The organism is Peribacillus aracenensis (assembly GCF_025175645.1).
GTDB lineage: Bacteria > Bacillota > Bacilli > Bacillales > DSM-1321 > Peribacillus > Peribacillus aracenensis.
Window position 1 is genome coordinate 103,447 of record NZ_JANZMJ010000005.1, and the last position, 13,063, is coordinate 116,509.

The 13,063-nt window shown below is 41.0% G+C and carries 11 protein-coding genes; 5 read left to right on the forward strand and 6 right to left on the reverse strand.

Features of this window, described 5'->3' with window-relative positions:
• Nucleotides 1-114: 114 nt before the first annotated feature.
• From galU to N0M92_RS07445, 4 genes are all read right to left on the reverse strand, one after another.
• Nucleotides 115-1,002, reverse strand: coding sequence for a UTP--glucose-1-phosphate uridylyltransferase GalU (galU, locus tag N0M92_RS07430; protein WP_260285161.1), 888 nt, complete (start codon nt 1,000-1,002; stop codon nt 115-117).
• Between the two features lie 394 nt (nt 1,003-1,396).
• Nucleotides 1,397-2,038 carry an NAD(P)-dependent oxidoreductase gene (locus N0M92_RS07435; RefSeq protein WP_260285162.1) on the reverse strand — a complete coding sequence of 214 codons (642 nt, stop codon included), beginning with the start codon at nt 2,036-2,038 and terminating at the stop codon, nt 1,397-1,399.
• 779 nt (nt 2,039-2,817) lie between these two features.
• Entirely contained in the window at nt 2,818-3,225 is a 408-nt protein-coding gene (locus N0M92_RS07440; protein ID WP_260285163.1) for a disulfide oxidoreductase, read from the reverse strand.
• A gap of 2 nt (nt 3,226-3,227) precedes the next feature.
• A complete protein-coding gene (locus tag N0M92_RS07445) occupies nt 3,228-3,917 on the reverse strand; it encodes a DsbA family protein (RefSeq protein WP_260285164.1) in 690 nt (229 codons plus the stop codon).
• A gap of 312 nt (nt 3,918-4,229) precedes the next feature.
• Here N0M92_RS07445 and N0M92_RS07450 point away from each other — a divergent pair, with 312 nt between their 5' ends.
• On the forward strand, nt 4,230-4,664 hold the full coding sequence (locus tag N0M92_RS07450) for an Rrf2 family transcriptional regulator (RefSeq protein ID WP_260285165.1): 435 nt from the start codon (nt 4,230-4,232) through the stop codon (nt 4,662-4,664).
• Between the two features lie 45 nt (nt 4,665-4,709).
• Here the strand turns inward: N0M92_RS07450 and N0M92_RS07455 are convergent, their stop codons facing one another.
• On the reverse strand, nt 4,710-7,571 hold the full coding sequence (locus tag N0M92_RS07455) for an SH3 domain-containing protein (RefSeq protein ID WP_260285166.1): 2,862 nt from the start codon (nt 7,569-7,571) through the stop codon (nt 4,710-4,712).
• A gap of 587 nt (nt 7,572-8,158) precedes the next feature.
• Between N0M92_RS07455 and N0M92_RS07460 the strand changes: the two genes are divergently transcribed.
• The 4 genes from N0M92_RS07460 to N0M92_RS07475 all read left to right on the forward strand — a co-directional run bounded on the left by N0M92_RS07460 (nt 8,159) and on the right by N0M92_RS07475 (nt 10,166).
• Nucleotides 8,159-8,764: a protein kinase family protein gene (locus N0M92_RS07460; protein WP_214790017.1), complete on the forward strand. Its 606-nt coding sequence runs from the start codon at nt 8,159-8,161 to the stop codon at nt 8,762-8,764.
• Nucleotides 8,765-8,798: 34 nt separating this feature from the next.
• Nucleotides 8,799-9,242, forward strand: coding sequence for a DUF6376 family protein (locus tag N0M92_RS07465; protein WP_260285167.1), 444 nt, complete (start codon nt 8,799-8,801; stop codon nt 9,240-9,242).
• 123 nt (nt 9,243-9,365) lie between these two features.
• On the forward strand, nt 9,366-9,794 hold the full coding sequence (locus N0M92_RS07470; RefSeq protein WP_260285168.1) for an SRPBCC family protein: 429 nt from the start codon (nt 9,366-9,368) through the stop codon (nt 9,792-9,794).
• Nucleotides 9,795-10,166, forward strand: coding sequence for an ArsR/SmtB family transcription factor (locus N0M92_RS07475; RefSeq protein WP_260285169.1), 372 nt, complete (start codon nt 9,795-9,797; stop codon nt 10,164-10,166).
• Nucleotides 10,167-10,212: 46 nt separating this feature from the next.
• Here N0M92_RS07475 and N0M92_RS07480 read toward each other — a convergent pair whose 3' ends face one another.
• Nucleotides 10,213-13,062, reverse strand: coding sequence for a YhgE/Pip domain-containing protein (locus N0M92_RS07480; protein WP_260285270.1), 2,850 nt, complete (start codon nt 13,060-13,062; stop codon nt 10,213-10,215).
• Nucleotide 13,063 lies beyond the last annotated feature (1 nt).

Genomic DNA, 13,063 nt, shown 5'->3' on the forward strand with positions numbered 1-13,063 from the left:
ATCGATTTATTCACCATTCAAAATTATGTTTGCCGTTCATTAACCCAAAATAACAACTATGAATGATCAATAGTTGGAGATTTTTTAAAATGATTACTCTATTAAATTAAAAGTTTATTTGTCCACTGCCTTATGCAGGTCGAGGATATTTTCCATTATTTTTATGATATCGTCCCTTAGATCAGGACGTTGCAGGGCAAATTCAATGGTCGTTTTCACAAAACCATCAACAACACCAACATCAAAGCGTTTTCCATCAAAATCGTAAGCGAAGACTTTTTGGATTTCATTCAGTTTTTGGATGGCATCCGTTAATTGGATTTCACCGCCGGCTCCTGTTTCCTGCTTGGCCAGGAAATCGAATATTTCCGGAGTCAGGATGTATCTTCCCATGATGGCTAAATTGGATGGTGCCGTTCCTTGTTTTGGTTTTTCGACGAAACGGTTCACTTCGTATCTTCTGCCTTCTTGCGTAAGCGGGTCAATGATGCCGTATCTATGTGTTTCGTTCTCATTTACCGGCTGCACTCCAATGATCGACGAACCTGTCGCATCATATTCGTTGATTAATTGACGTATGGAGGGCACATCGCTTTCCACGATATCATCGCCTAAAAGGACGGCAAAAGGCTCATCACCAATAAAATTACGTGCACACCAAACAGCATGTCCGAGGCCTCTCGGTTCTTTTTGCCTAATGTAGTGGATATTAGCTAAATTGGATGGGTATCGCACCTTCTCCAATAAATCGAATTTCCCTTTTTCACTCAAGTTATTCTCAAGTTCATATGCATGATCAAAATGGTCTTCTATCGCTCGCTTATTCTTTCCTGTGACGATGATTATATCTTCAATTCCCGCTTTCACGGCTTCTTCTATAATATATTGAATAGTTGGTTTATCGACTATTGGCAGCATTTCTTTAGGCATTGCCTTCGTTGCGGGCAAAAATCTAGTCCCCAATCCCGCTGCAGGAATAATCGCCTTTTTAACTTTTTTCATACTTTGTAACTCCTTCACATTAAGATAAATCTACAAAAAACACCATTTTTTTCTGAATCATCCTTTTTATAGTAACATAGACTCGTTTATTGTAAATATATTAACAATAAAAATACCCTTCTTTTGTAAAAACAACCATAATTTTAACTACCATTCCATGCAATATCCCGCTTTCTTCTTGAAAAAAATAAGGCCATTCCTCGATATTTCAGGAAAAGGTCTTATTTTTTTTCACTATATGACTAACAGGTCCAAGGACCTGATTATTTAGTTCCACTTATCATTTCATTCGTTTTTAACAAGTTCGGATCTGTTGGAATCAACAGCCTGCCATAATTCATCCATTTCAACGTAAAAAAAATGGACGTCACCACAAGGAGCGACGTCCACTAAATTATTCAGCTTCGGCAACAACGGTAAAGCGTTGGTTGATGTGCTGCGGGTTTTCAATTTCATCAAGTACCGCAAGGGCAAAATCGGCATAACTTACATAGCTTTCACCCTTTGAGTTTACAAGAAGGTTGTCTTTGCCCAATGTATACCTACCTGTTCTATTTCCTTGAGGATCAAAGAAAGCGGAAGGACTGATGAACGTCCATTGGATGCCAGTGGCATTTTGTAGATCGCCAAGGTTCTTGGATTGATTATAGGCTGTTGCATAGTACTCTTTAGGGAACTCAGGCGTATCCAATACGCGGATCGTTTTTGCCTCGTCAACGAAAAGGCTTCCAGCTCCGCCAACAACGATCAGTTTAGTTTGAGGAGCCCCTTTCATGGCCTCAATCAAGATTTTTCCTGCCTCGACATGCAGATGTTCTTTCCCTGGAGCTGCGCCAAATGCATTCACTACCACATCGAATCCACTAATATCTTCAGCTTTCAGATCGAATACGTCTTTTTCCAGTACGGATGCTCCTTGATTTTGGACTTTAGCTTCATCCCTGACAATGGCCGTAACATCATGTCCCCTAGTCAATGCTTCCTTTAAAATCAGACTTCCAGCTTTTCCGCTCGCACCAATAATACCGATTTTCATTTTAAATTCCTCCTATATATTGTTTTGGAACTTTAATTGTAACTCAATCACTTACATGCAATAATATAAGTTACAGGTTGCCGTTTTGTCAACTTTATTATTTAGAGGAATTCGGAGATCTATTCAGCTTCGGAGATATATCCTGGTTTTTTCGTCGATATATCGCAGATTTCGGAGATCTATCACGGTTTTTCGTCGAAATATCGCAGGTTTCGGAGATATATCCTGGTTTTTCGTCGATATTTTGCAGGTTTCGGAGATCTATCCTGGTTTTTCGTCGATATATTGTAGATTTCGGAGATATATCCTGGTTTTTCGTCGATATATCGCAGATTTCGGAGATATATCACGGTTTTTCGTCGATATATTGCTATTTTCGAAAATATATCCTGGTTTTTCGTCGATATATTGCTATTTTCGAAAATATATCCTGGTTTTTTCGTCGATATATCCGCAGGTTCCGGAGATCTATTTTAGTTTTTCGGAGATATATCGCAGCTTCCGGAGATATATCCTGGTTTTTCGTAAAGATATTGCAGGTTTCGAAGATATATTCTGGTTTTTCGTCGATATATCGCGGATTTCAAAGATATATTCTGGTTTTTCGTCGAGATATCGCAGATTTCAAAGATAAATCCTGGTTTTTCCGTCGATATTTTGCTATTTCCTGAGAAATATTCGATTTTTTCGTCAAGATATTGCAGGTTCCGGAGATATATCCTGATTTTTCGTCGATATATATAAAAAAGCACCATTCCTTTTAGAATGGTGCGCTTAAATTAGCTGTTTTTCTTTTTCATTAGCAGTCCCATGCAGATAGTGATGAGAGTAAACGCGATAAAGGCCAAAAACGGGATCGTGATGAACCCTAGCCAATTTATATATTCACCTGAGCAGGGAACACCGCTTTGACACATTTCGAACTGCTTTAATGCTGGGATTTTTTGCAGACTATAGTGATATCCTGACACCAACATGCCCAAAATCGATAATGGGAGGATGTATCGGTAAACTTTCAGGTCTTGCTCATAAAAGGCACGTCCCAATAAAATAATGAGCGGGTACATCAAGATCCTTTGATACCAACAAAAGGTACAGGGGACATAATGGAGAATCTCACTAAAGTAGAGACTTCCAGCAGTGGCGATGATCGATAGGATCCAAGAAAATAATAGTGGCTTGTTCATCACTATTTCTCCTTCGCTGCATCATCAACCATTTTCTCTAAATCATCAATTGTATTTCCTTCAAACTTCTTGCCATTGACAAATAAGGAAGGAGTTCCGGTAACGCCCAATTCGTCGGCCAAATCCATATCCTTTTTCCATTGGTCCTCGGAATTGCCTGCTTTAAAAGCGGAAACGACTTTTTTCACATCTTTGGCATTTGCGATTTCTTTCAATGTTTCTTCTAGGAATTTGTCCGTAAACACATCTTCCTTTTCATATTTCAGGTCCTCTGGCTGTTTATCGTACAGAAGCTCATGGAATTTCCAAAAGGTATCATTTCCTAATTCCTTATAAACACTTTCCGCAAATTTAGCGGATCTGGTTGAATCGACGTTAATGAACGAATAATTCATGAAATAAAATTGCGCTTTTCCTGTATCAATCAATTCGCTTTGTATGGAAGGAAAGAATTGCTCCTCGAATGTCTTACATACTGGACATTTATAGTCACCAAATTCAACTATTTGGACAGGTGCTGATTTTTCACCCAAATAAGGCTGTGATTTATAATCGATTTCTTTAACGGCTGTATCTTCGTCCTTCCCATTTGCCAAAAATATAAAGCCAATAATGATTACAGCAATTAACCCTATCATCCAAAACGTGAATGCAGAAGATTGTTTTTGATTACCCTTTTTTTTATTAGCCATCATATACCTCCATCACTTGTAGTTGTGTCGATATTTCTTCTCAGCCATAGCGGCCGATTTCGGTTCCCCCCTCCTGTTGCTTTCACCTGTAACTGATTCATTTACACGTTATAATATAAGTTTCACCATGCTGGTTTGTCAATTACACATACTTTTTATTTTTGCCTTTGCAGAAACGGCGTTACTTGACAAGGATACGGTTAATGGATAAATATTATTCTTGCAGGCCATTATAACTTGTAACCACTTGAATTACATGTTAAATAATTTATACTATATAAGAATAGAGATTTTAAAGGAGAGAAAAAAGAGATGTCCATCAGTACCCGCTTTTCCGTAGGAATCCATATATTATCTCTTTTAGAAATAAACAAAGAAGGCGTTAACACTTCTGATTTTATTGCAAAAAGTGTAAACACCAACCCAGCCTTAATCAGAAAAATCACCGGCATGCTAAAGAATGCAGGTTTAGTGAACGTTCGTCCGGGTATCGCCGGAGCAACTTTGGCCAAGGAATTGTCGGATATCACTTTGCTTGATGTTTATCAGGCTGTCAACGTTGCCTCGGATAAAGAATTATTTGGAATCCATGAAAATCCTAATCCAGCATGCACTGTTGGAAGAAATATACAAAACACAATAGAGCCCATCTTTTCAGTTGCGGAGCTTGCCTTGGAAAAGGCATTGGGAGTGGTAACGATCGAGGATGTCGTTAGGGGTATTCTGGAAAAGGATAAAACCAAATAGCAAAAAAAAACACATGAGTCGGACTCATGTGTTTTTTTACCATTATTATTTATACTTAGGAACTTCAATGGTCAATTTATAGGAATCTAGTAAACTATACAAATTATAAATCTGTTTCACTTGTTTTGTTGCCCAGCCAATATCAGTCGCATACTGGTGTGAAGCATATCCATATTTCTCTGCAGCTGTAGGATTCCATCTCATTTTGTAAAGCGTGTCCTGTCCAGCAGAGATATATCCTTTGGCGATGAATTCGGCCCCGCCTATGATGGCCGCCTCCGGAGTGAACCAGCCAGCATTATAGGCGTATTGAGCGCCGCTGCTTAGCGCCGTTCCGTCAAAGGCTCCCACTCCATACATATTATAGACCGTTTTCCCGTTAACCTTTACGCCAGTCGCCAACGGTGATGTGCCATTACCGGTCTCCAGCAAAGCATGTGAAATCAGGTAGATTTCATTGACCCCATATTTCTCCCCTGCCGCAGTGAAGGTTGCAGCTTGTCCTTGCAGAATCCCTTTTCCTGAAAGGATTCTATTATTCACTTCAGAAACGTCCATGTTGGTGACTTGAGAGAGCTTGACGAATTGGAATGATTTGATTGGATCATCCACAAAATTATTGGGGTTAAGATTATATTCTATATCTTCCGGACTGGCATTTACCCATGTCTTGTTATAGTCCACCTCATACCAATAGTATCCGTCGGAGCCCTTTACTTTTGATTTAATATTCAATGATTGATTATTGCTGACAGGGCCGACTACCCAATAATTAGAGCCAGCTCCGCCCCTGACACGCCAGCCGGTTCCTTTAACCGTACCTTTTGTAGAATTGATTAAAGTTAATCCATCTTCGCGTATGTAGGTTTTATAATTTTTATCCGTTTGGCCATTTACGGCCATTTGAATTTCAACCATCTTTTCCATCGTAAGATCATATTCTTTATCGATTCTGATTATCGATCCATTCGAACTTCCTGGACCTTCCGGTGCTTTGACCGTTAAATATTGCGTACTGACATATCCCGTTTTTCCATTGGCCGTAACTCTTGACCAGCCATTGGATTCTGAATACACCGTCACGGCCGTATTGTTTACAAGCTTGGTTATAATAGAAGCGGAAGCTGATGCTTGTGACCGCATATTCAGACTGGAGCCATCATTCACATTTACATATTTAACTAACGTGTTTTCTTCTCCGTCCGGATTCTGCTCCGGTAAAGAACTAGGCTTCGTTGCTGATAGATATTGCGAATTGACATAACCTTCTCCGCCATACGCTTTAACTTTTGACCAGCCATTTGATTCCGAGATGACTTCTACCTCTACTCCCCTTGCCAATTTCACAATGACGGAAGCACTTTCTGACGGCTTATTCCGCATATTCAGGGAACCCGAGCTGACATTTACATATTTCGTTGTCGTTTTTTCAGGTATGGATGGTTTGGAGTCCATTTCAGGTTTCGTCGTTGAAAGAAAGTCAGCACTGACATACCCTTCAATCCCATCGGCCTTGATCTTCGCCCAACCTTTGGATTCCGAATAGACCGTCACTTCCGTTCCTTTTGACAGCTTTGCGACTATACTCGCGCTTTCCGACCCGCTTTTTCTCATATTGAGCGTTCCAGAGCTGACATTTACATATTTCGTCGTCGTTTTTTCAGGCGTTACTGCCGTTGATCCCGTTCCTGGTTTTGTTGTCGATAGATATTTGGCACTGACATGGCCGTCTTTTCCATTTGCTTTGACTTTGGCCCAGCCATTTGATTCCGAATAGACCGTCACTTTCGTTCCTTTTGAAAGCTTTGCGACTATGTTCGCACTTTCCGATCCGCTTTTTCTCATATTGAGCGTTCCAGAGCTTACGTTTACATATTTCGTCGTCGTTTTTTCAGGCGTTACTGTCGTTGATCCCGCTCCTGGCTTTGCCGTCGATAGATATTTGGTGCTGACATATCCGTCCTTTCCATTGGCTTTGACTTTCGCCCAGCCATTGGATTCCGAATACACCGTCACTTTCGTTCCTTTTGAAAGGATGGCGACTATGCTAGCGGTAGCTTTTCCACTTTTTCGCATATTGAGGGAACCCGTGACATATTTCGTTGTCGTTTTTTCAGGTGTGGCTGACGTTGATCCCGTTCCTGGCTTTGAAGAAGACAGATATTTGGCGCTGACATATCCATCCTTTCCATTGGCTTTGACTTTCGCCCAGCCATTAGCTTCCGAATAGACCGTCACTTTCGTCCCTTTTGAAAGGATGGCGACTATGCTTGCGGTAGCTTTTCCACTTTTTCGCATATTCAGTGAACCCGTGCTCACATTCACATATTTCGTTGCCGTTTTAGCCGTTACCTCAGCTTTGGTCACCGTTCCTGGTTTCGTTGATGATAGATACTTTGCACTGACATATCCTTCTTTTCCATTGGCTTTGATCTTCGCCCAGCCTTTGGACTCCGAATACACCGTTACCTGTGTGCCTCTTGTCAGCTTTGCGACTATGCTGGCACTATCTATCCCGCTTTTCCTCATATTCAGTGAACCTGTGCTCACATTCACATATTTTGTCGTCGTTTTATTCGTTACCGCTGTTTTCGTTAAAGTCCCTGGCTTCTTTGCCGATAAATACTTCGTACTGACATATCCTTCTTTTCCATTGGCTTTGATCTTCGCCCAGCCTTTGGACTCCGAATACACCGTTACCTGTGTGCCATTTGCCAGCTTTGCAACTATGCTTGCATCCTCCGCCCCGTTTTTTCTCATATTGAGCGAACCGGAACTTACATGTACAAACATGACGTCTCCTATATTCGCCTGTTCCGCATGTAGTGGAGCTGCAGATATTTTTTCTTCGAAAGCAACCGTAGACAACACTGCAAAACAGAAAGTTGGTATAATTAATTTCTTCATCTCATTCTCCCTACTAAAGAATTATATTTCTAACATTTATTTAAATATCGGTTAAAATAAGTATAATAATATAGGCATATATGCTCATTCGTCTAAAATATATCATATTCCGTTAGAACTATAGGGAGATAAAGGAGATTGTAACATAATAGTAAACTAAGAAACTTTTAAGTAATAAAATAGAAATATTTGCAACGAGGGGTATCTGGCAAACAAATGATCAACATAAAGTATATTGATATAGTTACTGACCACTCAAATTAATGCTTTTGAGACGAGCATCTTTCTGCCTTTACTGAATATATATAAAGGGTGGGCACACGCCCTTATATTTGACGGATCGAGGCAATAACCTATATAATTACTGTATATAACTTATAAGAATCCTTTTGTTAAGGGGAGTAGCTATACAATAAAGTCGTCAGTACAGGATTGAATCCTCGGCTTTATTGGCAACTGATTTTAGTTGTTTGCAAGACCTTGCCGATTATTTGGTGAGGTCTTTTTATTTTTCAAAGACGGTATGACCAATAATCGGTTATACCGTCTTTTTTGATTCGAAAAATTGCACAATAGAGGTGAAAAGTATGCAGAACTATAATGAGTTAGCTCAAAGCGTTAAGATTTCCGATGATAAAAAGCATATATTGCTTGATGCCGACCCCTCTTTATCACTTATCGGAAAAGGCCGAAGCGCATATGTATTCAAAATACATTCCACCAATAAGGCACTTAAAGTGTTTTTCCCGGATCATACTCACACAGCTAAAGTTGAAGCTGAAATATACAAAACCGTCCAATCCATCGAATACTATCCTACCCTATATGATGCGGGGGTAAATTACCTGGTTATAGATCACATTGAAGGCAACACTCTTTTTGAATGCTTAACATTGGGAATCCCGATAACGGAAGAAAACATCGCGGAGATAGACCATGCCCTGCAATTGGCAAGGAAAGAAGGATTGAACCCTTCGGATATCCATTTACGAAACATCTTCATCACCTCCGAAAAAAAGGTGAAGATCATTGACGTTGCAAGGTTTAAGCAAGTGAAATCCTGCAATCAGTGGCACGACTTGAAAAGTGCATTTCACCTTTTCTATTCGAAGTCATTTTTTCCGAAGAAGATCCCCAGCTTCATACTGAATTCCATTGCAGCGATTTATAAAAAGAGATTTCTACCCATCTGATCCTTACCATAAAAAAATCACATTGGAGGCATAGATGAAAAAAATAATGACCATTGCTCTACTGTCGATACTTACATTAAGCGGATGCTCAGCTTTAGAAGAAGTCCATTCATCATTGGAGTATGCAGATCATGCGACGGAGTATGTAAATACCGTAAAGGAATTTGCCAATGAGGTGCCTGCATTGTCACAGGACGCCGTAACGAATGGCGAAGCAAGAGCAAATCTTGAAAAAGAACTGGAATTGATGAAAACGGAAATTGAAGAATTCAATGCAATGGAACCACCCCAAATCGCTGAAGGCATCCATGAAAAGATCGTCAGCTCGAATCAACAGCTTTCAGATGGAATTGAATTATATCTGAATAATATTGAAAATGGCCAAATTGACCCTAAGGCATTGGAAGATTCAGAGATAATGAATTCAATCGATACTATAACAGGATTGGCAAAACAAATTGAAGAATTGGGGAATTAAGCATCTGCAATGAATAAAAAAGAATCACTTGAAACAAATTATTGACATGAAACCAAAAGGTTTTATATAATCAACAAAGCGAAACCAATTGGTTTCATATCTAAGTTAAAAAGGAGAATCAGTATGGAAAATCAACATACACTACAGGACATCAAGAAGACAGTTATTCTTGAAGCCCCTATCCAACAAGTTTGGGATACAGTTTCGACTGCAGAGGGCATAGCTTCATGGTTCATGCCAAATGATTTTCAACCGAAAGTGGGACATGAGTTCCATATGCAATCACCTTTTGGTCCATCTCCTTGTAAGGTGACGGAGTTAGATGCTCCTCATCGTCTTTCATTCAGTTGGGATACGGACGGTTGGTTCATTTCCTTCATTTTAAAAGAACTGGACGGCAAAACGGAGTTCACCCTTATTCATGGTGGCTGGAAAGAGCCTGAAACGATTCTTCCGAAACCGAATGAAAAAAGCTCAGTGATTCGCGAGAGAATGGATCATGGCTGGGAACAGATTGTTCATGCAAAACTTAAAAAGGTTGTTGAGGGCTAAGTGTCTGCAGCAGAAAAACATGATGTATTTCAGGCTATCGCCGACCCAACCCGCCGAAAGGTCCTGCAATTGCTTGCTGAAGGGGATTTACCCATTTCAGAAATCACTTCTCACTTTTCCATGAGCCGTACAGCGATTGCCAAGCATCTTCATATCCTTTCTGAAGCTGAATTGGTCAGTGGCCGGAAGGTAGGCAGAGAGAAACGCTTTCGGCTTCAGCCAGAACCTTTAGCGGAATTGAAACAGTGGCTTTCTTTTTACGATCAATTCTGGGATAACAAATTATCCATCCTTAAACATGTGATTGAACATTCAGGGGAAAATGGATTGAAAGTCATCGATAAAGAAAAGGACGCGGATGAACCATCATAATGAAGAAAAACCCCCGGCGCATTGCACCGGGGGTTTTTTCATTAGTTTATGCTTCCATCTCCACTTTGTGTGCTTTGCGCTTCTTGATGACCATCGTTAGCAATAGCAGTAGATTGAAGACAATGATGCATCCAGTAAGGAACACTATACTCGTTGTCAATGCATCCGCTCCAAGGCTCGTGCTCATCGCCTGACGGAAGCCCATGACAGAGTATGTCATTGGTATGAACGGGTGAACATGACTGAAGAAGTTATTGGTCAGTTCCACAGGGAACATTCCTCCGCTTGCACCTAGCTGTAATACAAGGAATATCATCGCCAATAAACGACCCGGATTTCCAAATCCTACGGTCAAGAAGGTGACGATGAACATGAAGGTAAGGGAAGTCAGTATGGAAACCCCAATGAATGGCCCCATGTTCTCGACCTGTAAATCCATTCCCCAAATCATGATCGCATCCAACACTAATGCTGAAAGCGTCGCTTGGATAAACAGGACCGTAAATTTACTGAACCACCATGCCACTCCTGAAGTAGGCCTTGTGGAAGGCAAGCCTGTCGGGAATCCCATATTGAAAGCAATCGCTCCTACAAATAAGCCAAGAGACAATACATAAGGAGCCAGTGCATGACCATAATTCGGCACGTCACTGCTTTTTTGTTCTTTAACCTGTGTCGGTTCGGCAATCATGCTGTAATTATCATCGGTTGTTTTGTTTTCACTTATTTCTTCTGCTCCATCACCGAGTTTTTCCGAAAGTTCGACCGTTCCATCTTTAAGTGAGGATATGCCATCACCCAATTTTCCGGATCCTTCAGCAAGTGCCGAGGAACCTTCATTGATCTTACCTGCCCCATCGGCAAGCTGGATGACTCCATTGCTTAAAGTAGGCAGATTGCCTGCCAATTGTTCAGTGCCCTTAACAAGTGCTGATGAGCCATCATTCAAGGCAGCTGAGTTGGCATTCAGTTCATTGGCCCCGCTAGCAAGTTTGCTTGCTCCTTCGCCAACTTGGCTAACACCGAACGCATATTTCTCAAGACCATCCCCAAAGGAGGTTGACCCTGCTTGAAGTTGTGAAACTCCATCTACCAACTGACCAGATCCCTCAGTTAGTTTTGATAGACCATTATTCAACGAGGAACCGCCTTGTGCTAGCTGGTTGATCCCCTTCACTAATTCTGGTGTCCGTTCATTTAAACTTTGTGTTGCCGCCGTTAATTGATTGCTGCCTTCTACAGCCTCATTCAAGCCGCCATTTAATTGGGTTGCACCAGGAATCAATTGTTCTTCAAGTGCGTTCTTTATTGCCGTATATCCGTTTAACGCTGAAACGGCGTTTGGATTGACTTTATTCACCGCATTATTTAAATTGGCCACTTGTTCTGGAAGCTGGCCTAATCCATTCAATACAGGCATTACATTATCCTTCAATTGCGTTGATAAGTCGGATACACTTCCAGCAAGAGTCGAGGCGATTCGTTTTTGTGCCTCCGCTTGGGTTTGAAGTTCATTTTGAATGGCTCCGATTAATTCGGATTGTTGTTCACTTGTCATGCCTTTGAATGCTTCCGTGTTTTGAACGGCATTGATCGTGCTCTGACCATTATTCGCAATGGTTGATTGAAGTTCCGTTAAGGCCGCTTGACTGTTATTGAGGTCTTCAGTAATGCCAGATACGGTACCGGACGCGCTGCTTCCTGCAGGAATCGCTTCTTGCAATTGATTTACACCGCTTTGAATGCTTGTCAGTCCTTGCTTAAGCTGACTCATCTGTTCTTCTGCGGGCAATTGGCCATCCATTTTTTTCAGGCCGTCATTTAACGCTTGGCTTCCTTCTGCCAGTTTATTGATTCCCTCATTTAAACTTTGCTGACCTGATGCCAATTTTGGAATTCCTGTCGATTGGTCCGTCAGCTGGCTTGCATTTTGTGATAATTGATTCAACCCATCATTCAAATTCGCACTGCCTGTTTGCGCTTGTGCCAATCCCGTATTTAAAGTTTGCGCTCCTGGAACCACTTTGGCGAGCCCAGTGGAAAGTTGGGATGAACCTTGTAAAAGTGCTTCACTATTATTAGTTAATTCCCCTGTGCCTGATGCAAGTTCGTCCGCACCCTTTTGCAACTGGCCGACACCGGAAGTATATTGTGATATCCCCTTATTTAAATCCGACGCGCCACTTTCAAGCTTGTTGGCTCCTTCCATAAACTCGCCGACGCCGATTTGAAGTTTATTCGCTCCATCTTTAAAAGTTAATGTGCTTGAAGCTAATTTATTCAGATTTGCCGTCACTTCTTTGTTTCCATCATGCAGTTCTTTTGCGCCATCATCCAGTTTTGATGCCCCATCTGCTGCATCATTGAATCCCTCTCCGATTTCATCAAGCTGGGAGAAAATCGCTTCTGCATATTCTTTTGTGACACTTTCGGCAATTTCCGTTTTCAAATTATTCGCTGCCTGTTTTCCGACCGTTTCAGAAACGAAACTGCGTCCTGGATTCACGTCATACGTCAAATTCATTTTTTTTGGCTTATCATCCATGACGGTTGCAGCATTTTTCGAAAAGTCCTCCGGAATGGTAACGACCATATAATATGTACCATCATCAAATCCTTTTTTCGCCGCTTTTTCCGTTACGAAATGCCATTCTAAATCATCATTGTCCTTTAAGTTCTCGATTAGCTCATTACCGACTGTTAAGGTTTTACCCTCATATTCCGCCTTCACATCCTTATTCACGACTGCAACAGGCAACTTGCCTGTATTTCCGTATGGATTCCAAGCGGAACTAAGAAATAACCCCCCATAAATAATCGGGACGAACAGTAAAACGATCGCGACACCGACCAGTTTTCGATTTGTTAGGAAAAGCTTCCATTCTTGTTTAAGCATG

Excerpts from the sequence above, each read along its gene's own strand:
- galU (WP_260285161.1), bottom strand. The coding sequence starts at position 1,002 with ATGAAAAAAGTTAAAAAGGCGATTATTCCTGCAGCGGGATTGGGGACT.
- N0M92_RS07435 (WP_260285162.1), bottom strand. The coding sequence starts at position 2,038 with ATGAAAATCGGTATTATTGGTGCGAGCGGAAAAGCTGGAAGTCTGATT.
- N0M92_RS07440 (WP_260285163.1), bottom strand. The coding sequence starts at position 3,225 with ATGAACAAGCCACTATTATTTTCTTGGATCCTATCGATCATCGCCACT.
- N0M92_RS07445 (WP_260285164.1), bottom strand. The coding sequence starts at position 3,917 with ATGGCTAATAAAAAAAAGGGTAATCAAAAACAATCTTCTGCATTCACG.
- N0M92_RS07450 (WP_260285165.1), top strand. The coding sequence starts at position 4,230 with ATGTCCATCAGTACCCGCTTTTCCGTAGGAATCCATATATTATCTCTT.
- N0M92_RS07455 (WP_260285166.1), bottom strand. The coding sequence starts at position 7,571 with ATGAAGAAATTAATTATACCAACTTTCTGTTTTGCAGTGTTGTCTACG.
- N0M92_RS07460 (WP_214790017.1), top strand. The coding sequence starts at position 8,159 with ATGCAGAACTATAATGAGTTAGCTCAAAGCGTTAAGATTTCCGATGAT.
- N0M92_RS07465 (WP_260285167.1), top strand. The coding sequence starts at position 8,799 with ATGAAAAAAATAATGACCATTGCTCTACTGTCGATACTTACATTAAGC.
- N0M92_RS07470 (WP_260285168.1), top strand. The coding sequence starts at position 9,366 with ATGGAAAATCAACATACACTACAGGACATCAAGAAGACAGTTATTCTT.
- N0M92_RS07480 (WP_260285270.1), bottom strand. The coding sequence starts at position 13,062 with ATGCTTAAACAAGAATGGAAGCTTTTCCTAACAAATCGAAAACTGGTC.